Source organism: Pseudomonas sp. BF-RE-22, assembly GCF_019956155.1.
Taxonomy (GTDB): Bacteria; Pseudomonadota; Gammaproteobacteria; order Pseudomonadales; family Pseudomonadaceae; genus Aquipseudomonas; species Aquipseudomonas migulae.
The window spans coordinates 105,323-129,457 of the sequence record NZ_JAHBDD010000003.1 but is presented as its reverse complement, the minus strand read 5'-3'; the positions used below and the strand labels follow the sequence as shown (position 1 = coordinate 129,457).

Below are 24,135 nucleotides of genomic sequence, written 5' to 3'. Positions count from 1 at the left end.
GATAAGCATCCTTGTCAGTCGAGCAGATGAGCGTTGAGGTCAGGGCGATAGACCTGCAAGAGCGGCGCCGTCACGGTGCCTTGTAGCGAGCAGAACACGGTGGTGTGTCCCGCGAGTGGCGGTGTTGTGTCGCCCGTGTCGACGATCAGCACGCGGTCTATGAAACCAAACGGCGTGGCGACGCCGGGGCCGGTCAGTTCTTCGGTGCGCCATTGGCCGATCGGGTCACCGACGCGGCGAATTTCGGCGCGGGTAATGGCTTTGCCCTGACTGACAAAGCGTGCGTTGTCAACGATCAGCGGCTTGAGTTTTGCGGCCACCTCTTGCGGCAAGCCATCGGCTACGAAACCCCAGAACAGAAAATTGCCGACGTTCTTGATGGTTTCGGCCTGGTTGTAATAGCCGACCATACGCACGCCGTTAACGATCAGGGGCGTTTCGAAGTGTTGGTAAGTGCCACCTTCCTGCAGCGGACTCATGATGGTCGGTGCCTTGACCGAGCCGTAGTCACTTAGGCGCAAGGTACCTGCTGGCAGGCGAGCATCGCGCAGGCTCTCGAAGAAATGCGCATCGCAACGAGAGAATTCAGTCAGCAGTTGTTCGGGCGTGGTGACGGTCTGGGCTTGGGCAGTGCAGGCCGCGCCGACGGCGAGCAAAGCAACGCCGGAAAAAAGAGAACGGAACATTAGAATCATCCGTGAAGTGGGAACGGAGGCTGTCGGCTGGTGAGTCGGGAACTTTAGCAAGGGGATTTCAGGGACAGACCACATTTAGAAAATTTGGTCTATCCCCTAATGATCCTTGTGAGAACCAACTGATAGACAGCAATCGGCCAGAAGCAGTCATTGAGAAGCGTAACCAAAGACTTGAATTAGCCCGTGATAACGAGAAGAAAACGGCCAGAATGGAAAGTTCTAAACATGAAACCTGCCGTGTTTCTGATAGCATACGGCCACCTATTCAGTTGACCAATGCCGACACATACTTTTCGACACACGGAGAGTGACAGTGAAACTCCTAAACGTGCTACTAGCTGGAAGCTGCGCCGCGCTGATAGCTGCCTGTAGCAGTACAGTTCCCTATGAATCACCTGAAGATTTAGCCCGTATGAAGCAAGACCTTAACTTGGAGCATTTACCGTCAGGAATGCTCCCTCTGAAATGGTCCTACTTTGAGTATGGCGTTCAAAAAGAAGGCTTGGATACGGTAGATACTCTTGCACTGGTCCAACCCGGCTTACTCACACTTGTCGGGTATGAGAAAGGCCATTACGTCCGCCAGGCTAAATTCACCAGTGCCTCAACCGACTGCATGTACATTTTCAAGGGGGATGTAAGCGCACAGCCGGTGTGGTTATTGAAAGCTGATCGCCCCGTATTTCTTACTACCGGCAACAACAGAGGGCTTATTGACGTCCCCCTACGGAAAAAGCTGATCGATGAGATGACGGCCGCCGGCTTCCGTCTTCACGTCGATGCCCAAGGAAAGCCCTATCAGCCAACCGGAATCACCGAACGCAAGCTCGTTATGATGACAGGATATGGGCAGCGCGTTGAATTAATGGACCAGAATCAGGTTTACAACGTCTGTAAAAACCAAAGTTAGTCGTTGAGCTTTCGCCTGGAGATTGGTCATCTACTGTCCTTGGCAAAGGGCAGCTATGGGTCGTTTTCTGCCCTTCGTGACAGGCAGCAATCGACCAGAAGCGTTCGGTGGACGGAGCGATAGCAAATGAGTAGCTATGCTTGGTCTACTGCCGGAACTGATTGAGCAGATTGGGCTTTCCGTCCATGGTGTATAAGCCCCTTCAGCGGTTACCCGACTATCACAATGCCCGGCCTGGTCAGGGATAGACGACAGAACAAGGAATGTTATCCATCAAGCCTGTGAAGGCGTTATCACCCCAACTTGGGGTCTTAGGCCCAAAGAGGAGTCCGCCATGACCGTAGCCGATCGCCTCAGGTATTTGCGCGTCGTTCTAGTTTTGGCTGGCCTCGCGTGCCTTGCTCTCTACCCACTTATGTTGTTCTGGCCGTCCGGCTGGGCCTGGCACGTCGGTCACTCGGACTACCCGATGATGATCGTTGGCATCTACGCCACACTTGGCGTGTTCTTGATCCTGGCCGCACGTGATCCATTAGCCAATCTGAGCCTGATCTGGTTCACCGTGTGGTCTAGCGCCATACACGGAGGAATCATGGCCGTCCAGGCGGTCACCCAGCCGGGGCAAATGGGGCACTTGGCAGGTGACGTGCCGGCGCTCTTCATCGTGGCGGTTGCCTTGGCCATCTTGACGCCCCGCTCGTAATTGGCCGCCGAATGGGTACGCCCTCACGTTTTGGGAATTGTCGGGTTGTCGATTTTCGCCTGGCTGTTATCGAATATGCAGTCGATTCACCGATATTCCTTGGTCAAGCTACCTGCGGAGGATCTTGCGCGCTATATGCGATTGAAAAACTGCCTGCAGAGAATCACATTGCGCAGCAAGGGCCAGTCAACCCAACTCGCCAGCAGACCACCGATGACTCCCACCAATGGCGCTCCGAGATAATTCAACCGGCTTTTACTTTCCACGCTTACCCTCATCACTACACGCTAAAACAGAAATATCTGATTTCAAGGTAATCTTCGATGCCGCACTTGGAGCCTTCACTTTTCAAACACTGAACAACGATGTCCGAAAACTGGAGCAAAAATGCTGTCTGGATTAGTACGCTTTTGGCAGTGCCACTCGCGCATCATGTTGCCCACTTTCGGCTAGCGCATTTGCCACGAAGCCATCTTTTACGCGACGACTTATAAAATCCTGAATGTACGCAGCTGCGATGCTCCGAGCCTTCGGAACAGCCATCGCCTGGCGAATTTGGGTGAAGTTGTCTGCCAGCACCCTTACTCCCTGAGCTGACTTTGCAAACCGCTCCAATGGCTGTCGCACTCCCGCTGCCGCCTCCAATCCCTGCTCATAAAACAGATCAATAGCGCTCGCTGAGGTCTCCCCTCTGACGAGCTCAGCTCTCTGAAGAGTGCGTGTGAGATACAAGTCATACGCGGCACCACGGCCTACAGAAATCCTGTGACCTTGCGCATCCAGGTCAGATGCACTTTGGTAAGGGCTTTGCTCACGAACGAGGTAGGTGCCGTCGATACTCACATAAGGTTCTGAAAAGGCGATCTTCTCCGCGCGTACTGGCTCAATAGCTAGAAACGCCAAGTCCCACTGCCCGTCCTCCAAGGCAGCAAACACCTTCCCAGCGGCATCGTATGCAGCCAGCTTGACCGCGACACCCAGCTCCTGTGCCAATGCATTTGCCAACGCAACAGATACACCTCCTAAAGTGCCGGTGGCTTCATCGCGCTGGGCCAGGACTGGATTACCTAGATTGATGGCTACCCGCAGTTCGCCATAAGGGGCCAAATCGCGACGCACATCTGCAATATCAGAACTCATAACTGTTCACCTCTTTCAATCTCTGGAGACGGCTCGCCATCAGTTTGCTGACGACGCTTCACGAGCATGCCCACAATCAAGACCAACATCGCACCGACCACACCAGCTGCGTAGTGCGACCATGACGGGAGACTTGGCAAGCTGATGTCACCGACAGCCATGCTTCCGGCGATCCAGCCAAGCAATGCCGCCCCGAGTGTGATGATCAATGGAAACCGATCCATAAAATGGAGCACCAGCTTGCTGCCCCAGATGATGATTGGAATGCTGATGACGATGCCAAAGATCACCAGCTCCAGGCTACCTTTAGATGCTCCCGCGACCGCAACAACGTTATCCAGGCTCATGACAGCATCAGCGACAATGATTGTCTTGATCGCCCCCCACAGCCGAGGACTGGCTGCAAGGTTGTCTTGCGCATCCTCGTTCTCTGGAACGAGCATTTTGATACCAATCCAGAGAAGCAGTGCTGCCCCGATGAACTTGAGGTACGGCAATTCCAACAATTGCAGTGCAAAGAAAATCATCACAATGCGGAGCACTATGGCACCCAGCGCGCCACCAAGAATGGCGCGATTGCGCTGAGCTTCCGGGAGCTTGCGGCATGCCAATGCAATGACAACTGCGTTGTCGCCCCCGAGCAAGATGTCGATGGCGATGATTTGCGCCACTGCCAGCCAGAACGTTGGCGAGTTGAGTAGTTCGATCAAAGTAAGCATTCCAGGTCTCTGCGAATCAGGCGGTCAGGTCGTTTTGAAAATCATACAAACAGGGCTGCCGGTTTTAATCACATGGCCATTTTCAGTAAGTCCACCTGAATGTCTGTCAACGTCAAATGCGACATTGAATCAGGTGTGCTCATGCCGAGCGGCGCTCGGCATGACACTGGCAAATCAAACCACTTCGGGGATGCGTACCCAGCCTTCCATCAGTCGACGAGCACTGCGGCTCATGACTGCTTTTTCGACTGTCCAGGCCCCCTCTACAAAGGCGGTTTTCGCACCGACAGCGACGCTGCCAGCGGTGTGTCCCATGCGTACCTGACGATCTCTGACGTCGCCGACGATGCGATTGACCAACGTGCCATCAAGTGCTGCTGCAACTGCAACAGCAACAGCGCCGGTGCCAGTGATTGCATGGTGAAGCTTGCCCATCGAGAGAATCCGGGCAATCACGTCGATATCACCTGGCTCAACCTGTTTGCCACCCGCTGCCTTGTAGGCTTGAGGTTTAGCAACCATGCATAGCTTCGGAGTATGAGGACGCAATCGCGTTGCTTCTTCCGCACTCTCGGCCAAGCCCATGGCCACCGTGCAATGGGCGCGAATGATTTCAAGCCGTGCAAGCAACTGCGCATCACCGTTAACCTGGTCTTGAGTTTCGGTGCCTTTCAGGCCCACCTTATCCGCGTCTACGAATATGGTCGGGTTGCCAGCATTCAGCAGTGTCACTGCAAGATTACCGACGCCCGGAATGTCCAATTCATCGATGGCATTTCCGGTTGGCAGAATGCTGCCATCTGAACCACCGGGATTGAGGAACTCCAAGACAACTTCGGCAGCAGGAAAAGCTACGCCATCGAGTACAAAATCACCCTCTTCCTGAACCTCACCATTACGCATTGGCACGTGAGCGATGATTCGCTTCTGGATGTTGGCTTGCCAGATGCGGACAACTGCCATGCCATCGCGAGGTGCATCCACCAAGCCTTCGGAAATCGCGTAAGGGCCAACCGCCGAGCTCAGATTTCCGCAGTTACCTGACCAATCGATTACAGGGGTCTCAATCGCCGGCGCACCAAACAGGTAATCCACATCACAGTCATCACGGGTGGATTTACCGATGATCACAACCTTGCTGGTACTGGAGGTGGCGCCGCCCATCCCATCGATCTGCTTGCCATACACATCCGGACTGCCAATCACACGAAGCAGGATCGCATCACGCTCCGCACCTGCCGGTGGCAGGCTCTCGTCAAGAAAAAACACGCCTTTGCTGGAACCGCCACGCATGTAAACGGCAGGAATACGTCTTTGGGTCATTTTTTTACTCCAACGAATCAGCGGTGCATCAGTTAACGGATGCGTTCTTCATGCTTTCGATCAGAAGCTGTGGCAGCAAACCACCGCTGCGGAAGTAGCGGACGTCTTCGAAGGTATCCAGACGACTCACGACCGTGACGCGCTCTTTCTCACCACTCTCACGCTCGATCACCAGCGTGATTTTTGCGCCCGGCTGGAAGTCTGCGGTGATGCCTTCAACGCTGAATGTTTCACGTCCGTTCAGGCCCAGACTCTGACGAGAAACACCGTCCTCAAACTGCAACGGAAGAATGCCGAGGCCAGCCAGGTTGGTGCGGTGAATACGCTCGAAGCTTTCGGCCACGACCACACGAACACCCAACAGACGGGGGCCTTTTGCAGCCCAGTCGCGCGAGGATCCACTTCCGTACTCCTTACCGGCGACAACGATCAGCGACTGCTTACGTTGTGCGTAGATCTCGGCGGCCTGGAAAATCGTGGTGACTTCTTTCTCGGGCAGAAGCAACGTCCACGGGCCCTCACGACCATCTTCAAGCAGTTCGTTTTTCAAACGAGGGCTTGCGAAGGTCGCACGCTGCGCCGCTTCATGGTTGCCACGACGCGTACCATAGGAGTTGAAGTCTGGTACTGCGATGCCATGCGATTGCAGGTATTGGCCCGCATCGCTTTCTGGAAGAATCGCGCCAGATGGTGAGATGTGGTCGGTGGTGATGTTGTCCGAGAGCATGGCCAACACACGCATGTTGCTGAGGTCTTTGGCTGTGTCTGTCGCAGTCACCGCGTCGCTCCAATATGGAGGTTTACGGATGTAAGTGCTGCTTTCTTGCCAGGCATATTGGTCGCTGACACCGGCGCGCAGATCACTGGCGATCAAGCCTGCTTCACGCGGAACATCCTCGTAGGCCTTGTCGAACAAATCGGCAGTCAAATTATCTGCTTCGATTTGCGTCAGCTCCTCATCGCTCGGCCACAATTCGTGCAGGTAGACCGGTACGCCTTTGTCGTCGAGACCCAATGCGTCCTTTTCCGGGTCAATCAAGTAGGTGCCGGCAATCGCATAAGCGACGATCAACGGTGGCGACATGATGAAAACTTCGCGCGCCAGTGGGTGGACTCGGCCTTCAAAGTTACGGTTGCCTGAAGTCGCAGCCACAGTCTCCAACTTGCGAGCACGAATTTCGTCTTCGATTTCGGTGCTGAGCAACGGGCCGGACATACCGTTGCAGGTGGTGCAGCCGTAGCCAACCAGGTTGAAACCTAGAGCGTCCAGATCTTCATTCAGGCCAGACCGCTCAAGATAGTCCGATACCACCATGGAGCCAGGAGCGAACGAGGTTTTCACCCAGGGGGCTCTCTTCAGTCCACGCTTTCGTGCGTTACGCGCAACCAGCCCCGCAGCGATTACTCCCCTTGGGTTGGAGGTGTTGGTGCAACTGGTAATAGCAGCGAGAACTATCGAGCCATTGTCCAGACCGGCAGGAAGATTGGTAGCAGGCGCCTTTTGTCCCAACACGATGCGTTGGTGTGGCTGCTTAGGCCCGGCTATCGAGCGTGCAACAGTGCTGAGATTGAGTGTTACGACACGGTTGTATTCAGCCTCGGCAAGACTGTCATGCCAGAGACCTTGTGCCCGCGCATACGCTTCCGTCAGTCCCGAAATCTGACCGCCACGCCCCGTCATACGCAAGTAATGCAGCGTCCGGTCATCAATTGCGAACATTGCTGCTGTTGCACCGAATTCCGGCGCCATGTTCGACAAGGTTCCACGGTCTGCCAGTGATAGCTGTGGCACGCCCGGGCCGAAGAACTCGAGGAAGGAACCGATAACACCCGCTTTACGAAGTTGCTCAGTCAACGCCAGTGCAATATCGGTCGCGAGGTAGCCTTGAGGCAATGTGCCTTCCAGGCGCACGCCAACGATTTCCGGCAGGCGCAGCATCAGTGATTTGCCCAGCATCGCGGCTTCAGCCTCAATGCCGCCAACACCCCAGCCCAACACACCAATGGCGTTGATCATGGTGGTGTGGCTATCAGTACCTACCAACGTATCCGGGAAAGCCCATAGCTCGTCGCCACGGCGCTGAGTACCCACAACGGTGGTCAGACGCTCAAGGTTGATCTGGTGAAGGATGCCTTTGCCCGAGGGAATGATGGAGAGATTGCTGAATGCCTTGTTACACCAGTCCAGGAACTGGAAACGCTCCGCATTGCGTTCACGCTCGATTGCCTCGTTATCAGCAAGAGCACTGGCATCGCCCCAACGCTCGACGTTGAGCGAGTGATCCACAACGAGGTGGGTTGGGGTCACCGGGTTCACCAAGCGCGGATTACCACCTTTCTGCGCGACGGCATCTCTCAAACCAGCGAGGTCTACGAGTGCTGGCGTACCCAGCAGATCCTGCAGCACAACCCGGGCCGGGCGGAACGGGATGTCGAATTCTTTGGAACGGGCACATATCACTTTAAGTGCGGCTTCAGGATCGCCCTCACCACGCAAAACGTTCTCGGCAAGAACTCGCAGGCTATAGGGCAGCCTGGCGTAGTCACCGCCCAGGTCAGTCACAACCCCCCGAATATCACTTACACGGTACTCGATGCCGTTGGCGGAAACGGTTCGACCCTTTGACTTAGGCATTGGCTAATCCTCACAGGCTGTACGGGCAATGTTTTTGTGAGAGCCATATTGCACTTTGTCACGATATAGATCAATGTTGATTTGTCCGAGTCATCTCAAACCCGAGATCGGACGTACCCCAACCAACGATTTCTACTGTGCACAGTCGCTCCTTTGACGCAGCGCCCGGTTGGGTACGGTAGAAAAAAATAAACATAAGAAAGTCGAGGCTCACCATGATCAAGCTCACATGCCCCAGCTCCATCCTCACTCCCCTTTTTTTCGAGCCAGCCTCGACTTGATAACCATGGATCTGGAACAGCCACGCGGCTGACGAGAGCCACATACGTCTAATAAAAGTGGGAGTACGACCGTGTTAACAATCCTTGGTTTTTCAATGGTCATTTGTTTCATGTACCTGATCATGACAAAGCGCCTATCGGCGCTTATTGCGCTGATCCTGATACCTATCGTTTTCGCTTTGATCGGGGGCCATTTCGCGGGCCTCGGCGGCATGATGCTCGACGGTGTAAAAACCCTCGCACCAACGGGCGTGATGTTGACGTTTTCGATTCTTTACTTCGGCATCATGATCGACGCGGGGCTCTTTGACGGGCTCGTGCGCTTCATCTTGAAGCTGGTGAAAGGAGACCCGCTGAAGGTTCTGGTGGGCACTGCCGTGCTGACGATGCTGGTATCCCTGGACGGCGACAGTTCAACCACTTACATGATCGCCTGTGCAGCGTTTCTGCCGCTTTACCAGCGATTGGGTATGAACGTGCTGGGTATGGTTTGCGTAGTGAATATCGCCAGCGGCATCATGAACATTTCACCCTGGGGTGGGCCAACAGCGCGCGCCGCTGCCGCCCTGCATGTCGATGCGCTTGAGATATTCCTGCCGATGATTCCTGCAATGCTGATGGGGGCGGCCTGCCTCATATTTACGGCCATTGTGCTGGGTCGCAAAGAGCGTGCCGCGCTCGGAGTGCTTCATCTCGAAGACTTTCACCATGGATCGATGGCTTTGGGGAATGGATCGGCAGAAGAGTGTGACGTGCATCGCCGTCCGAAAATGTTCTGGCCAAACCTGATTCTCACACTCGCCTTGATCGCTTGCCTTGTCGTGGGGGCCATGCCAATCCAGGTGCTTTTCATGGTCGGTTTCGCACTGGCAATCATGATCAACTACCCAAGTATCGAACACCAAAAGGAACGTATCGCCTCCCATGCGTCGAATGTGCTGGCCGTCACCGCGCTGATCTTTGCCGCCGGGATATTCACAGGCATCCTGTCTGGAACCGGCATGGTGGATGCGATGGCCAAAAGTTTGCTCACTGTCATTCCACACAGTTTCGGCCCGTTCCTGGCCGTATTCACAGCATTGGTCAGCATGCCGTTCACATTCTTCATGTCCAATGATGCGTTTTACTTCGGCATTCTGCCCGTGATCGCACAGACAGCCGTTCAGTATGGAATCACGCCTCTTGAAATTGCCCGCGCCTCAGTGGTCGGCCAACCTGTCCATCTGCTGAGCCCGTTGGTACCGTCCCTGTACCTGTTGGTCGCATTGGCAAAAGTCGATCTGGGTGACCACCAGCGCTTCGCTCTCAAGTGGGCAATTTTTGCCAGCTTCGGCCTGCTCGCTGGTGGCCTGTTGTTCGGGGCGTTCCCCTTCTACCAGGTTCGATAAAACAGGCGCTCGGAGCAACACAAACCTCGGCAGAGGCAAAAAAATGGTCTCTGCCGTTAAGCTTACCGACACGCTAGAATGGCGACTCCATGGTCAGCTCTATTTGGTTCTCGATCCAATGCCTCTAAGTCCTCTGCAAGCACGCATTGCGCGTGACATTGTTTCTCACGTGCGTCGTGAACGCTTCGATATAGGACATCACCTGGTCGAGTCACAGCTGGCGGCAACGCTTAACGTTTCACGTACTCCAATCAAGTTTGCCATGGGCCATTTGGTCGAAAAGGGCATGCTCACATACGACCGAAATCGAGGCTTTTTTCTAGCCCGCTCCAGCGACGATCTAGTAGACCTCGCCTCGGAAGTCATGGAGAGCAGTGACGATCCGCTCTACCTGAAGTTTGCCGAATTACGTCTCAGCCGACAGCTTCCCGAGCTGTTTACCGAGATTGAGTTCATGCGTCGGTTTGATGTGTCTCGGGCAGCGCTGAGAGCGGTTCTCTCACGCATCCAGCAGGAAGGATGGATTGAACAACGCGCGGGTCAAGGATGGCGGCTTCTGCCCATGATCGATTCAGTGGAGGCGTATGAAGAAAGCTATTCATTCCGCGCAACCATCGAGCCCTCTGGCCTGCTCTCACCCACATTTCAAATAGATCGTGAAACGCTTGCTACCTGTCGCAAACAACAGGAGTTCATTGCCAACGGTGGTTACCTGACTATGACTCCTCAGGAGCTGTTTGAGGCGAACTCACTGTTTCACGAGACACTGGCGGCGTGCTCCGGCAATCGCTTCCTGCATCAAACCGTCCGCCGTCTCGACCAATTGCGTCGACTGGTAGAATACCGTCAAGCCAGCACACGAGCCCCACGCAAAGGCCAGGCGGAAGAGCATCTCGCGATCCTCGACTGCCTGGAACGAGGGGACCGGCTGGCAGCAGCAGACCAGATGCGCAGACACCTGGAGCAGGCCCGACGTAAAAAAGTAGATCCTTCTCTGTTCGAATAACCCCCCGCTCTCCTCTCTTCATGCCAAGTGCGACCTCACAGGTCGCGCTCGCTTACCCCTTCCTGATTTTTGCCAAACGATAGCCTCTAGCTAATCGTTGGCTTCATGCATACATCCCAAAAACACAGATTGTCCTATATCATTACAAAGATCATTTCTAATTTAAACAGAGCGAGTACTGGCTATCGTGTCCGCTTGAACACAACCTCACTAGCCGGTGCATCGACCAAGGACAGCCAGACGGCTTTTATCAGGGGGCTTGGGAGCCAATAACAAGAGACATGAAAAACGAACGGTATACACTGCTCGGCTTGTTTCCTCATCGAAAAACGAGTCGGTCGGGAGCAGTCAAGGTGTAGTAAATTTTAATGTTCGGGAGCAAGCATGAGCGGATTCAACGACTATCGTCTCCCTTCTCTCGATGCCCTATTGGCATTCGAGGCCGCAGCACAGATGGAGTCTTTTGATCGAGCCGCTGAGTCATTATCGGTTACCAGCAGCGCGCTCAGAAAGCGCATATCGGGCTTAGAGCAGCTTCTCGGTGTACTACTGTTTAATCGCCTCGGCGGTACCGTGACACTCACCGCCCAGGGCCAAGCCTATCTTGAACAGATCACGCCGATACTAGAACAGTTGGTCGCAATCCCAATGCATAGCCGCCTGACCCAGCGAAAGCAGCGGCTCACCATCTGCTGTCCACCGACCTTCGCTCGCCAAATTCTAATTCCTCGTCTTCCAGAGCACAGCGCGGCGCACCCGAACATCGATCTGCAAATTCAACTCTCGGCGCCTCTGGCACGTAGCACCGGCGGTACATGGGATATCAATATCAGTGGCGATAGCGCCAAGGTAGAACCAGAGCACCGACTGCTGGACGAGCAACTGCAGCCCCTGGCAGCACCAGACTTGCTTACCAGATTCGGCTCGCTGCATTTGCTTGACGATATTTCCCGGCTCCCCCTGCTACGCTCACCGCTGGAGCCTTGGCGTCCTTGGTTTAATGAGGCCCAGCTGGATCTGCCAGAACCTCATGTGGGCCCAGTGTTGCTCGACCTGGGCATGATGTTGGAAACAGCAGCGAACGGCCAAGGGGTGGTACTTGCTCGGCCATCGCTGGCTCGGTCGTGGTTGGCTGATGGCAGGTTGGTACCCTTAGGCAAGATTCGTAGCAAACCATCTTTTCACTATGAAGTGAGCGTACTTCAACCTTCGGTAGCGGCCGATGCGTTCGTAGCCTGGCTCAAGCAAATTTGTTGCGAGGCGGTATCCAGCGCCCAGATGCAATTGGAGCACTCGCTCTAACGGAAAAAAACGCCTTGATGACGCGCATTTTTTTCCCCGCCCACTCGCTCCATAACCGCTAGCATCCCCATCAATGTTTTTGGGGAGTGGCCTTATGACCATCATTACTTGCGTAGAAGATCTTCGCCTGTTAGCTCAGCGGCGTGTGCCGAGAATGTTCTATGACTATGTCGACACGGGCTCCTGGACTGAGAGCACTTATCAAGAAAACGAAAGTGACTTTGCGCGGATCAAGTTCCGTCAGCGGGTAGCGCGCAACATCGAAAACCGCTCACTGAAAGCCAAGATGCTTGGAATCGACATGGCAATGCCAGTCGCTATCGCCCCGACCGGGCTCGCTGGCATGATGCACGCCGACGGTGAAATTCTTGCGGCTCGGGCTGCAGCATCGGCGGGCATTCGCTACACCTTATCGACCGTCAGCATTTGCTCGCTGGAGGATATTGCTGATGAGGTGGGATCCCCTTTCTGGTTCCAGTTGTACATCATGCGTGACCGTGACTTTATCGGCCGCTTGATTGATAGAGCAAAAGCCGCAGGTTGTGATGCACTGGTGCTTACTCTTGATCTGCAACTCAGCGGCCAGAGGCACAAAGACCTGAAAAACGGTCTGAGCACCCCTCCTCGGCCAACCCCTGCAAATATCCTGAACATGCTGAGCAAACCCCGCTGGATCAAAGGAATGCTCGGCACCCGCCGACACCACTTCGGCAACATCATGGGGCACGTCAAAGGCGTCGATGACCTGAGCCAGCTTGCTGAGTGGACGTATGATCAATTCGACCCGAGCCTATGCTGGGACGACATTGCCTGGGTCAAGCAGCGCTGGGGTGGAAAACTAGTATTGAAAGGCATTCTGGATGTAGAGGATGCGCGAATGGCAGTCAAGGTCGGTGCCGATGCACTCATCGTGAGTAATCATGGCGGACGTCAACTCGATGGTGCACCTTCGAGCATCAAGATGCTGCCGGCCATTGTTGACGCAGTAGGCAACCAGGTCGAAGTCTGGCTCGATAGCGGTATCCGCAGCGGACAGGACGTGATCAAGGCACTGGCTCTTGGCGCCAAAGGCACTCTAATCGGTAGAGCCCACCTATACGGCCTTGGTGCATCTGGGGAAAAGGGTGTTCGGCAAACACTGGAGATCATTGCCAAAGAGATGGATCTTACAATGGCACTTTGTGGCTATACCGACATCAGCCAAATCAATCACAACATTCTGTTGCCTGGTAGCTACCCGACGCCATAACAGGCACATCAAAATTGCTTTTTTTGTATAGTTACGGTGAAAACTTTTTCATCCATTTTACAGCACTGGTTAACTCTCCGAATTTTCAACTTAAGCGACTTTAGATCACTCCTCAGCATTTATCTAAAGAGCATAAAAATTATTTCAACCATGAAACTCAGCGCAACCACCTAATCAATTTCAAGAATATAAGCTCATGGCTAATTTCAAGAAGTGATTTAGACATACGAAAAACAGACTCCCAGGGAAGCAATCTTAACAGCAAACGGAATATTAGTTTCTGGAGTACCGCGCACATCAAATGGGTTGGTACTCAGAAAAACAAAAATAATAAACACTCGAGGACAATGCCCTTCCTTTTTATAGGCAAGCATTGCTACGTCCTATTCCTGCCCGCGAAAACCCCACTCTACAAAGGAGTCACGTAATGAGAAAAACTTCACTTATTGGTGCCATGGCACTGTCTCTGATATCACCATTGATTGCCATGGCCGATGGCACGCCCCCTCTGCGCATAGGTATCGAGGCAGCTTACCCGCCCTTCGCCTACAAGACTTCGGAAGGCAAGATAACCGGCTTCGACTACGACATAGGGAACGCCCTATGCGAAGAAATGAAGGTCAAGTGCCAATGGATAGAGCAAGAGTTCGACGGTCTTATTCCTGCCCTTAAAGTCCGTAAGTTCGATGCCGCGCTGTCATCGATAAGCATCACTGAAGAACGTCTCAAGTCGGTGGACTTTACTGATAAATATTACAATACCCCGGCTCGCCTAGCGATGAAAGAAGGTGCCGTGATCAACGATCCATTGACTGATCTGAAAGGCAAGAAAGTCGGTGTGCAACGTGCGTCAACCTTTGATCGCTACGCAAGCCAAGTCCTGGTTCCTGCCGGTGTGGAAGTGGTGCGTTACAGCTCGCAGAACGAGGTCTTTTTAGACTTGGCCGCAGGACGCTTAGACGCCACTCTGGCGGATGCGGTGAACATCAATAATGGCTTTCTGAAGACCGACGCCGGCAAAGGCTTCGCTTTGGCAGGCCCGGCCTTCACTGACAAGAATTACTTCGGTGAGGGTAAAGGTATTGCTGTGCGCAAGGGAGATAAGGTCTTGGCTGAAAAGATCTCCACAGCCATTGCAGCCATCCGGACTAATGGCAAGTATAAAGTAGTCCAGGATAGATACTTCCAGTTCGACGTCTTTGGCGACTAATTACTTCCCCTTGGTAATGGCGCAACTCTCAACTTAGTGATTGCGCCACTTTTTCGTTGAATTGGCAGCGCCCGATATCTCAGAGCGCGTTTTAAGGACTTGAATCATGCTTAATGGCTACGGTTCGACCATACTCGATGGTGCCTGGCTTACGCTGTTATTGGCCCTATCTTCCATATTGCTGGCGATCACTCTTGGCCTGATTGGCGCAGCGCTTCGGTTGTCGCGAATCAAGTGGATGGCGCTCTTGGGTGAAGGCTACGCCACCATCGTGCGAGGCATCCCTGACCTGGTGCTGATTCTATTGGTTTTTTACGGTGGCCAGCAGGTCGTGAACCTCGCAGCGTCGATGGTCGGCCACGAGAACTACATTGATCTCGACCCCTTCTGGTCTGGCGTGTTCACCTTGGGATTAATCTTCGGTGCCTACTTGTCCGAAACCTTCCGCGGTGCCTTTATGGCCATTGCAAAAGGACAGAGCGAGGCAGGAGTTGCCTATGGTATGAGCGACTCTCAGGTTTTTTTCCGTATATTAGTACCGCAGATGATTCGCTTGGCCATTCCTGGTTTTACCAACAACTGGCTGGTGCTGACCAAGGCTACGGCACTTATCTCCGTGGTCGGCCTGCAGGACATGATGTTCAAGGCAAAGAGCGCCGCAGATTCGACACACGAACCCTTCACTTTCTATCTGGCAGCGGCGGCGCTTTACCTGGTGCTGACCAGCGTTTCATTGCTGGCATTGCGTGTTTTGGAAAAACGCTACTCCGCGGGTATCAAGGCGGTTGAACTATGATCTTCGACTACAGCGTTATTCTGGAGAACCTACCGCTTTATCTTGCAGGCATGCTGGTAACCCTCAAACTACTGGTGATCTCCCTGACCTTGGGTCTGTTGTCGGCAGTACCACTGGCACTGATGCGGGTGTCCAGAAACCCGTTGGTGAACCTGCCGGCGTGGCTCTATACCTACGTAATCCGTGGCACACCGATGCTGGTACAACTATTCCTGATCTACTACGGCCTGGCGCAGTTCGAGGCATTACGCGCAAGCGCGCTTTGGCCTTACCTCTCCAACGCCACCTTTTGCGCCTGTATAGCCTTTGCCATAAACACCAGTGCCTACACCGCTGAGATCCTTGCTGGCAGTTTGAAAGCTACACCTCACGGCGAGATAGAGGCGGCAAAAGCTGTCGGCATGTCGCGTGCCAAGCTGTATCGCCGGATCTTGCTACCTTCGGCCCTGCGCCGCGCGCTGCCGCAATACAGCAACGAAGTGATCATGATGCTGCACACCACTTGCCTGGCGTCGATTGTCACACTGATCGACATTACCGGTGCCGCACGCACGGTGAGTTCGCAGTATTACCTGCCGTTTGAGGCCTTCATCACAGCAGGCTTGCTCTACCTTGGCCTGACCCTAATCTTGGTGCGCCTGTTCAAGCACGCCGAGCGCCATTGGCTAGCGTACCTCGCCCCGCGCAAGCACTAGGGAGTGGTGCCAAGCACGCTCAATTCATTACGCGCCTAACCCCCCGCTTCTTCGCGCTGCCTGAACGATGGCTGGCCAAGGTCAGTCGTGAAGCCACCCATCAGGAGCGCGTTCCGAGCGACATGGCCACAGGAGATCGAAACCATGTACAAACTAGAAGTCCAAGACCTGCACAAACGCTACGGTACTCACGAAGTGCTCAAGGGCGTGTCCCTGACCGCCAAGGCTGGTGATGTTATTAGCATCATCGGTTCAAGCGGTTCCGGCAAAAGCACCTTTTTGCGCTGCATCAACATGCTGGAGCAACCTTACGGCGGAAAGATCCTGCTCAACGGCGAAGAGCTGAAGCTAACGCCAAGCAAAGACGGAGCGCTTAGAGCCGCTGACCCTAAACAATTGCAGCGTATGCGCTCGCGCCTGGCAATGGTGTTCCAGCACTTCAACCTCTGGTCACACATGAGTGCCATGGAAAACGTCATGGAAGCTCCCGTACACGTGCTCGGCTTTTCCAAAAGTGAGGCTCGCGACAGGGCCGAACACTACCTGAACAAGGTCGGAGTGGCACACAGGAAAGATGCTTATCCAGGACATATGTCTGGTGGCGAACAGCAACGCGTGGCCATTGCCCGCGCTCTTGCTATGGAGCCGGAAGTGATGCTGTTTGACGAGCCCACGTCGGCGCTAGACCCAGAGCTCGTTGGTGAAGTACTTAAGGTAATGCAAGACCTTGCGCAGGAGGGACGCACTATGGTGGTGGTGACCCACGAAATGGGCTTTGCTCGTGAGGTTTCTAACCATCTGACCTTTTTGCATAAGGGACTGGTAGAAGAGAGCGGTTGCCCTAAGGAAGTGTTGGCAAATCCAAAATCCGAACGGCTCCAGCAATTCCTTTTTGGAAGCTTGAAGTAGTCGGCCGCTTGCATCTCCGTCGTAGAGCGCCTTGGAATGCCTTCCCCACACACTAGCTTTCTAGCTGACAGGCCCAATAACGCCGAGCGAACCACCACGTAATCATTTCCAAAGCACTTTCATGACTTAGACCGTTGCTGTAGTGGTCATTTAGAAACAAAGTAGATCTATCGAAGGCTGAATGCACATGCATTCGGCCAACGTCAAATTATTAGAAACCGTATGTAATCCTCGATGATCAATGACGCCAGAAATGCACGGATTATCGCCTGATTGCATCGGTAATTTGACTGACTGCAAAGGGTCGATTGCTGCCTGTCGCGGAGGGCAGCAATCGGCCATGAGCGGCCACTCGAACACATCACCTGATCGGCTGTTTTGCAGGACGAAGCAGTCACCGATGTTCCGCTGCCAACATTGACCTGAATTGAGAAGTGATCTCTGAAGATAGCCCGGCAGCTTCGAACACTGCGCAGGTGAAGCTAACGGGTGCAGGGCCTGGAGCAGTTATAATGCGGTCTGCAACCACAGCCACTGCACTGCATCGATAAAGCGTGCGCCCCTCATAACCTACGGCATTCTGCTGTAAGAAGTCAGCGCTGTTCGATGTATGAGGAACCGTGTCGAGAAGCCCGGCCCTCGCAAGTGCCAGCGTTCCCCCACAGATACCGGCAATTGTCGCTCCACTTGAACGACTAGCATGAAGAAACTCTCGAATATCCGGTGCTTCTGCACGCTCCCAGACCATTCCTCCAATGACGACAACAACGTCCGGTTTCCAGTCCAGACATTGTTGCAAGCTGCTATCGACAGTTACAGCCAATCCACCCTGCGAGCGGAACTGCCCCGTAGCAGAAGCGAAAAACCTGACGTCGATCCCGTAAAACGGAGACGCAGTTCCAGCAATGAAAGCATATTCCCAGTCCGCAAAACCGGGTGTCAGTATCAATCCCACGCGTGCCATCAGTCAGAATCCTCCATGAATGCCAATAACATATGGCGACAACGCACATACATCAAGGGCTGCTATGGGTCGTTTGCTGCCCCTCGCGACAGGTCGTTACCAACCATTTGATGTGCCTACACCTTTGAGGGATATCCGCCCAGCTAACGTCCGTACAAACCCGGGAAACGCACTCAAGCCAGCAACTCACTAATCCACCGCGCCTGCCGGGCGACATCCTGCACCTTCTCCTCAGGCACGGCCTGCCGCGCGTGGGCGAACTGGGTCAGGGTCTGTTGCTTGTGGCGCAGGATGCGCTGCCATTTGACCAGGAACGCCGGGGTGCGTGCCTGCATTTGCAGTGGGCCGAAGTACAGTTCTTCGGCGGTGTACGTCACCGGTCCGGCGCGCTCGGCGACGATGATTTCGTAGTCGAAACGGTTTTCGCGCAGCACTTCCTCGCAGAGGATGCGGTAGCCATTTTCCATCAGCCATTGGCGCAGTGGCTGCTCGCCGCCGTTGGGCTGCAGGATCAAGCGCTCCTGGCCGCTCAGGTGCGCCTTGCCGCTGTCGAGGATGTCGCGGATCGTCTCGCCGCCCATGCCGCAGAGGCTGATCGCGGTGATCCCGTCTCCCGGCTCGATTGCCGCCAGGCCATCGGCCAGGCGCACGGTGATGTGCTGGTCCAGGCCGTTTTCGCGCACGGTGCGTTCGGCCGAGTGGAACGGCGTCAATGCCACCTCGCCCGCCACCGCCGATGCGATGGCGCCACGGCGCATCAACGCCACCGGCAAGTAGGCATGATCCGAGCCGATATCGGCCAGGCGCGCACCGGCTGGCATATGCGCGGCTACGCGCTCCAAGCGCATGGACAATGTCTGTTCGTTCAACTGCAGTTCCTTTTCACCACGGATGTCCGGCACCGTTGGCATGAGTGCGGGCCGCACATGATGCTTGGTGAGGGTGGCAGGGTAAAGCGCCGGCGCGGGTTGTGTGATGAACTGCCTGTCGTCTTGCCTTCGGGTAGACAGGCTTGAACGGTTGAGTCGCCCTACTCCCGATCTTTCGTCGTACGGATGAGGTTGCCCCGTAACTTCACGATTGCCTGCTGCAATTGCACGAAGTCGTCGGCATCCAGACCGGTTTGCGGGAAGCCGTCTTCGGAGAGACCTTCACGCAATTTTCGCCCCTCTTTTGTGAGGCTGATCCGCACCTGGCGTTCGTCTTCCGGGTCGCGCTGGCGCAGCACATACCCCATGGCTTCCAACTTCTTCAAGATCGGAGTGAGGGTGTTGGATTCCAGGAACAGTTTTTCGCCGAGGCTGCCAACGGTCTGGTTGTCTTCCTCCCACAGTGCCACGAGGGTGATGTATTGCGTGTAGGTGAGTCCGAGCCGTTCGAGCATTGGCTTGTAAGCCTTGCCGAAGGCGAGGTTGGAGGAATAGACCGCAAAACACAGGAAGTCGGAAAGTTTCAGGTCGAGGGCGGATGTCTTTTCAGTGGGTTTCATGAGCATTCTCCGGGCCAAAGACAAATGGATCGCAAGGCCCGACTATACATCGCATGCGATGGTGTCGGAAGTGCTCGTTCCTCTGATGTTCGTTATCCACGTGCAGCAGGCCGGTGACGGTCGACGCACGGCTCACCAGGGAGTCGTGCGTCGACGGACACTGCCGCCGTCAGCATCAAGTCTTCATGCTTTGGGCTTTTCACTTACCTCAGCGACTTGAACCCGGCTTTTTATATCGACTCACGACGTCTGAACATTCAAATACACATCAATGTTGCCGCGCGTGGCCTTCGAGTACGGGCAAATTTGATCCGCCGCATGTGCAACAGCGCAAGCGACCTCATAAGGCAGGCCCGGCAGGTTGACGTTGAACCCGGCCTGCAGGAAGTAAGCATTCCCGGTTTGCCCCAGATCAATCTCGATGTCGACGGACACGTCGGCCGGAATAGCCACCTTCAACTCTTTGGCCGCAAGGCCAAGCGCTGCGATGTAGCAAGCCGACCATGCGCCGGCAAACAACTGCTCGGCCGTCGGGTGCGGCTGGGTGGCGGCAAATACGTGGGCCGGTTTGGCGCTCCCCGGCGTTGAGAGTTCGATGTCGAGGTTGCCGTTGTGCCCGCGCGAATTGTTGCCGGAGCTGCTCAGGGTGGTGTGAGTCTTGCCGGTAGCCAAGACTTTTTCGATTTTGCTCATCAGTGATTCCTTGAGTTTTTTATTAAAGTCAAATAGCACAAAAGATACGTAACTATATGACTTGGCTCATTTTATAGACGAGATCAGAGCGCCGGGAATGACGGAAAAACCGATCACCTTCGGCTTTTCCGACCACCTTGCTGCCCTTCGCCAGTTGAGATGAAGCCCATCACCGCTCGTCGCCAAGTCGCGACAGGATCTTTGACATCAAGGGGTTTTTGCTTGAATATTAATGCATCGCATACGATCTAATCGATAGCGATAACAAGCCACTACATCCCTTGCCGTTTGGAGAATCCGCCATGAACACCGCAAGCAGCCGCACAATCTCTATCTCTCACGCTGCCCATGGCCACAACGGCAACAACTGGATCACTGCTGCATGAAACTGATCCAGCTTCGGGCGTTCTGCTCAGTGGTCGACATGGGCAGTTTTCGTTCGGCGGCGCGAACGCTGGAAGCGGCTCAAAGCACCTTGACCGAGTCGATTCAAAGTCTGGAAAGAGAACTGGGGGCCACCTTGTTGGTGCGCTCCAATCAAGGCATCAGCCTGACCCTGGCCGGCAAGGTTTTCCTGACCAGGGCACGCTCGATCATTCTGGATTGTGATCGCGCAGTACAGGACGTCCGACAATGCAACGGTGCGCCCGAAGGTCAGATCGCATTGGGTGTCACGACGGAGCCCTTGGCTGCGTGCCTGATGCCGGTCTTCAACAGTTTTACCCGCCGATTTCCAAACGTGCAGTTGCACGTCGCCGGTGGCCAGACGAAGAAGTTGATCGAAATGATTCGCGCGGGCCGGCTCGACTTTGTGATGTGTCCACTGAGTGCCGACGTTTGCGATATCGACTTGCAGATTGAGCGGCTTTACCGCTCGAAAGCCAGCGTCATTGCGCGCAAGGGGCATCCCCTGGCGGAGGCTCGCTCAGTGCGCGACCTCGCCGACTGCCAGTGGATCAGCGTCCGCCCGGCGGGGATTGCCGGTAGCGCGGAGAAGCAACTGATCGAGCTGTTCAAAGCCCAAGGCTTGCCGCCCCCGAAGATCGCGATCACGACCGAGTCGCTGCTGGAAATGCTGCACATCATCTCCGAGACAGACTACCTGACCATTGAGCCCGGCATGCTTGCCGGCATGAAGCTGTTTTCCTCGTCGCTGACCAGCATTTCGATTCGCGAGCCGCTGGAGTCGTGCGAGGTGTGCCTGATCAGCCGTCGAGTGTCACCCTTCACCCAAGTGACACAAGAACTGACCAGCATGCTGATTTCGTACTCACGCTTGCGTCACCGAGCCAAGGGGTGAGGCTCGAGTCGTCATTCACGCGCGTCCATTACCGTCACCAGAATCCTGATCGCTCACGCCTGAAAGTGGTCCCCATGCGAAGTTCTCAGTATCCTGCGCAACACTGAAAACGCGTGACACAAGGAAGTCCCCATGTTTATCCATCGCAGTTGCATCACCTTGCTGGCGAGTCTGATGCCGTCGCTGTGCATGGCGAGTTCGTTTTCCATAGATTCTCGCTCCGAGAGTCTCTACCAACAGGCTGTCCCGTATCTGCAGCAAGCCAATAGCAAGCTTGAAGCGGTGCCTTCCAATTTTCCCACGGCGAGTGCCGAGGAGAAGCAGCGCTCAATGGCGCTGGTCGACGAAGCGGGAGTGTTGCTCAGGCCTGCGATCACATTGCTGGAGCAAGCCGCAGCGCTTGAGCATCCGGTAGCGCAGTATCGTCTGGCGTTGATCTACGTGATGCTCCATCCGAGCGACGTGATAAAGGAGAAGGCTTGCCCCTTGTTCGAACAAAGTCTGGTACATGGCTTTGCTCCAGCGGCACTCGAGATTTCGTCCTGGTGTGTGGCGTTCACGGACACCGTCCAATACCAGACAGCGCTGCAGGCGATCGAGGCCAGCATGCCCCTCTATGAGAAATACTTTCCGCAGCCGGTTGTAAAGCTTGAGTGTCGACGCGAAGAGCCCGTGGGCATGGCAATGCAATGGGGCAGCAGCCGTGATTATCAAGCGGAGATTTACCGGCTGCAGGGTGACAGTAACCGCGCGCAGCGCTGGGAGTTTTACCAGAAAGCGCTCGATATCAATGACTGCTACAGGGTGAAACGGCGCATGGCGAGTCGTACCTGACCTGCGCCCCCTGAACTGAAGGGCGGTGAATGGTGAAACGGAACCGGTGACGGCTACAAGCGCCGTCTACCGGTTCAACCTCTCAAGCCAGCCGATTACAGATCGGTGATTTCCTTGTGGCGCGGTACCAGCAGTTTCATCACGCTCCACGCCACCAGGTAGGCCACCGCACAGATGGCGAACATGATCATGTAGCCGGTGTGAATATCGTTGATCGATTTGTAGTAGTCGAACACCCAACCGCCAAGCTTCGTCATCGCAACACCGCCCATGCCGCCGGCCAAACCGCCAATGCCGACCACTGACGCGATGGATTTTTGCGGGAACATGTCAGACACGGTGGTGAAGATGTTGCACGACCACGCCTGATGCGCCGACGCCCCGATGCCGATCAATATCACCGGTACCCAAAAGCTGATGTAACCCAGTGGCTGAGCCAGCAACACCAGCAGCGGGAAGAAGGCGATGACCAGCATGGCTTTCATCCGGCCGTCATACGGCGCATCGCCACGTGCCATGAAATAGCTCGGGAACCAGCCGCCGCCGATGCTGCCGACCATGGTCATGCTGTACAACACGGCCAAAGGCAACACGATGGCCGCGCCCTTCATGCCGTACTGCGCCGACAGGTAGGTTGGCAGCCAGAACAGGAAGAACCACCACACACCGTCGGTCATGAATTTGCCGAAGGCGAACGCCCAGGTCTGGCGGTAGGTCAGCAACTTGAACCACGAGACTTTTTTCTCGGCAACGCCCGGTGCCGGGGTGGCACTCACCTGCGCATCGCTGCGAATGAAGGCCAGTTCCTCTGCCGAAAGGCGTTTTTGATTTTCAGGTTTTTCGTACAGCGCAATCCACACGGCCACCCAGACAAAGCCCAGCATGCCGATCACGATGAACGCCGCTTCCCAACCCCACAGGGCGGCAATCAGCGGCACGCAGATCGGCGCCAGGATCGCGCCCACGTTGGCACCGGAGTTGAAGATACCGGTGGCGAAGGAGCGTTCCTTCTTCGGGAAGTATTCGGCCGTGGCCTTGATCGCGATCGGGAAGTTACCCGCCTCGCCTATCGCCAGCACGGCGCGGGACAGCATGAAACCGGCGATAGAGACCGGGATCACCGCAAGGCCGAACGCACTGCTCACCGCTGCGATGCCCTCGCCCATCGGCACTGAAAAGGCATGCATCATGGCGCCGGTCGACCAGACAGCGATCGCGATGATGTAGGCCTTCTTGGTGCCGATCTTGTCGACGAAACGGCCGGCAAACAGCATGGATATCGCGTACACAAACTGGAAAACGGAAGCGATGTTGGCGTAGTCGCTGTTGCTCCAGCCAAATTGCGTCGACAGATCCGGCGCCAACAGGCTGAGCACCTGGCGGTCGAGGTAGTTGACGGTGGTGGCGAAGAACAACAGTGCACAGATCGTCCAGCGATATTTGCCGACGGACTGGCCGACACGTTGCGCATTGATGGGCTCGTTCAGATTCATGGCATCACTTTATTATTGGATTGTGGTGATGATCTCTCGGTTTCAAGCGAGATCAATTCTTACGCGCAGCGAACTGCTCCGTGGCAATCGTCAGACGAGTAGCACGTGCAATCGGGGGGTTGCCACAGATAACGGGGATGACTGAGCGCCTGGGCAGGCAATCAGGACCGGACCACAAGAAGCGGTATGCGGGAAGGCTGGAAAGCGGATTGAGTTCATGATGGGACCCGGTTTTTGTTTTTAGGGGTGTAACATCGTATGTCGTCGTACAACTGCGCCTTTTATAACGACTCCCCTACCCGGCTGTCAATCCGGAAAATGGCCGTTCGTCTCGACAGACAACCCGCCGAACGGCAAAGGCTGTGCCGCCCTTGAAGAGATTAGTGGTCCGGGTGTGGCCG

At 55.1% G+C, this 24,135-nt stretch carries 22 protein-coding genes; 12 read left to right on the top strand and 10 right to left on the bottom strand.

The genetic code is table 11. The features are described from left to right. Positions 1–14: 14 nt before the first annotated feature. Positions 15–686, bottom strand: a complete 672-nt coding sequence (locus KGA82_RS02470) for a hypothetical protein (RefSeq protein WP_223449539.1) — start codon at positions 684–686, stop codon at positions 15–17. 322 nt (positions 687–1,008) lie between these two features. On the opposite strand from KGA82_RS02470, the gene KGA82_RS02465 reads away from it, so the two are divergent. Next, positions 1,009–1,605, top strand: a complete 597-nt coding sequence (locus KGA82_RS02465) for a hypothetical protein (protein ID WP_223449538.1) — start codon at positions 1,009–1,011, stop codon at positions 1,603–1,605. A gap of 334 nt (positions 1,606–1,939) precedes the next feature. Then, the gene (locus KGA82_RS02460) at positions 1,940–2,308 is read left to right on the top strand and encodes a DUF6632 domain-containing protein (RefSeq protein ID WP_223449537.1); all 369 of its coding nucleotides are present in this window, start codon (positions 1,940–1,942) and stop codon (positions 2,306–2,308) included. A 399-nt stretch (positions 2,309–2,707) separates the two neighbouring features. Here the strand turns inward: KGA82_RS02460 and KGA82_RS02455 are convergent, their stop codons facing one another. The 4 genes from KGA82_RS02455 to KGA82_RS02440 form a co-directional block, all read right to left on the bottom strand. Continuing rightward, entirely contained in the window at positions 2,708–3,448 is a 741-nt protein-coding gene (locus KGA82_RS02455) for a transporter substrate-binding domain-containing protein (protein ID WP_223449536.1), read from the bottom strand. Further along, the gene (locus tag KGA82_RS02450) at positions 3,445–4,158 is read right to left on the bottom strand and encodes a TerC family protein (protein WP_223449569.1); all 714 of its coding nucleotides are present in this window, start codon (positions 4,156–4,158) and stop codon (positions 3,445–3,447) included. The genes KGA82_RS02455 and KGA82_RS02450 overlap by 4 nt, the downstream gene beginning before the upstream one ends. A gap of 183 nt (positions 4,159–4,341) precedes the next feature. Beyond that, the gene (gene prpF, locus KGA82_RS02445; RefSeq protein WP_223449535.1) at positions 4,342–5,490 is read right to left on the bottom strand and encodes a 2-methylaconitate cis-trans isomerase PrpF; all 1,149 of its coding nucleotides are present in this window, start codon (positions 5,488–5,490) and stop codon (positions 4,342–4,344) included. A 28-nt stretch (positions 5,491–5,518) separates the two neighbouring features. Then, complete coding sequence (locus KGA82_RS02440) at positions 5,519–8,125, bottom strand: aconitate hydratase (protein WP_223449534.1); 2,607 nt, start codon at positions 8,123–8,125, stop codon at positions 5,519–5,521. Between the two features lie 352 nt (positions 8,126–8,477). Between KGA82_RS02440 and KGA82_RS02435 the strand changes: the two genes are divergently transcribed. The 8 genes from KGA82_RS02435 to KGA82_RS02400 all read left to right on the top strand — a co-directional run bounded on the left by KGA82_RS02435 (position 8,478) and on the right by KGA82_RS02400 (position 16,961). Then, a complete protein-coding gene (locus tag KGA82_RS02435) occupies positions 8,478–9,794 on the top strand; it encodes a CitMHS family transporter (protein ID WP_223449533.1) in 1,317 nt (438 codons plus the stop codon). A gap of 43 nt (positions 9,795–9,837) precedes the next feature. Further along, positions 9,838–10,800, top strand: coding sequence for a GntR family transcriptional regulator (locus tag KGA82_RS02430; RefSeq protein ID WP_223449532.1), 963 nt, complete (start codon positions 9,838–9,840; stop codon positions 10,798–10,800). A gap of 384 nt (positions 10,801–11,184) precedes the next feature. After that, entirely contained in the window at positions 11,185–12,102 is a 918-nt protein-coding gene (locus KGA82_RS02425) for a LysR substrate-binding domain-containing protein (protein WP_223449531.1), read from the top strand. 94 nt (positions 12,103–12,196) lie between these two features. Continuing rightward, positions 12,197–13,351, top strand: a complete 1,155-nt coding sequence (locus tag KGA82_RS02420; protein ID WP_223449530.1) for an alpha-hydroxy acid oxidase — start codon at positions 12,197–12,199, stop codon at positions 13,349–13,351. 427 nt (positions 13,352–13,778) lie between these two features. Further along, positions 13,779–14,561: an ABC transporter substrate-binding protein gene (locus KGA82_RS02415; RefSeq protein WP_223449529.1), complete on the top strand. Its 783-nt coding sequence runs from the start codon at positions 13,779–13,781 to the stop codon at positions 14,559–14,561. Positions 14,562–14,667: 106 nt separating this feature from the next. Continuing rightward, positions 14,668–15,357, top strand: coding sequence for an ABC transporter permease (locus KGA82_RS02410; protein WP_223449528.1), 690 nt, complete (start codon positions 14,668–14,670; stop codon positions 15,355–15,357). Further along, complete coding sequence (locus KGA82_RS02405; protein ID WP_223449527.1) at positions 15,354–16,052, top strand: ABC transporter permease; 699 nt, start codon at positions 15,354–15,356, stop codon at positions 16,050–16,052. The genes KGA82_RS02410 and KGA82_RS02405 overlap by 4 nt, the downstream gene beginning before the upstream one ends. Before the next feature lie 144 nt (positions 16,053–16,196). Further along, the gene (locus KGA82_RS02400; RefSeq protein ID WP_223449526.1) at positions 16,197–16,961 is read left to right on the top strand and encodes an ABC transporter ATP-binding protein; all 765 of its coding nucleotides are present in this window, start codon (positions 16,197–16,199) and stop codon (positions 16,959–16,961) included. A 394-nt stretch (positions 16,962–17,355) separates the two neighbouring features. Here the strand turns inward: KGA82_RS02400 and KGA82_RS02395 are convergent, their stop codons facing one another. From KGA82_RS02395 to KGA82_RS02380, 4 genes are all read right to left on the bottom strand, one after another. After that, complete coding sequence (locus KGA82_RS02395) at positions 17,356–17,925, bottom strand: DJ-1/PfpI family protein (protein WP_223449525.1); 570 nt, start codon at positions 17,923–17,925, stop codon at positions 17,356–17,358. A gap of 173 nt (positions 17,926–18,098) precedes the next feature. After that, positions 18,099–18,794 (bottom strand): tRNA (adenine(22)-N(1))-methyltransferase, encoded by a 696-nt coding sequence (locus tag KGA82_RS02390; protein ID WP_280164027.1) that lies wholly within the window; start codon positions 18,792–18,794, stop codon positions 18,099–18,101. A gap of 161 nt (positions 18,795–18,955) precedes the next feature. Beyond that, complete coding sequence (locus KGA82_RS02385; protein ID WP_008033385.1) at positions 18,956–19,414, bottom strand: MarR family winged helix-turn-helix transcriptional regulator; 459 nt, start codon at positions 19,412–19,414, stop codon at positions 18,956–18,958. 240 nt (positions 19,415–19,654) lie between these two features. Next, on the bottom strand, positions 19,655–20,107 hold the full coding sequence (locus KGA82_RS02380) for an Ohr family peroxiredoxin (RefSeq protein ID WP_192228233.1): 453 nt from the start codon (positions 20,105–20,107) through the stop codon (positions 19,655–19,657). Positions 20,108–20,489: 382 nt separating this feature from the next. Here KGA82_RS02380 and KGA82_RS02375 point away from each other — a divergent pair, with 382 nt between their 5' ends. Both KGA82_RS02375 and KGA82_RS02370 read left to right on the top strand, forming a co-directional pair. Beyond that, a complete protein-coding gene (locus KGA82_RS02375; RefSeq protein WP_223449523.1) occupies positions 20,490–21,407 on the top strand; it encodes a LysR substrate-binding domain-containing protein in 918 nt (305 codons plus the stop codon). A gap of 132 nt (positions 21,408–21,539) precedes the next feature. Next, positions 21,540–22,241 (top strand): hypothetical protein, encoded by a 702-nt coding sequence (locus KGA82_RS02370; protein WP_192228235.1) that lies wholly within the window; start codon positions 21,540–21,542, stop codon positions 22,239–22,241. A 95-nt stretch (positions 22,242–22,336) separates the two neighbouring features. Here the strand turns inward: KGA82_RS02370 and KGA82_RS02365 are convergent, their stop codons facing one another. Further along, the gene (locus tag KGA82_RS02365) at positions 22,337–23,734 is read right to left on the bottom strand and encodes an MFS transporter (RefSeq protein WP_223449522.1); all 1,398 of its coding nucleotides are present in this window, start codon (positions 23,732–23,734) and stop codon (positions 22,337–22,339) included. Between the last annotated feature and the right edge of the window lie 401 nt (positions 23,735–24,135).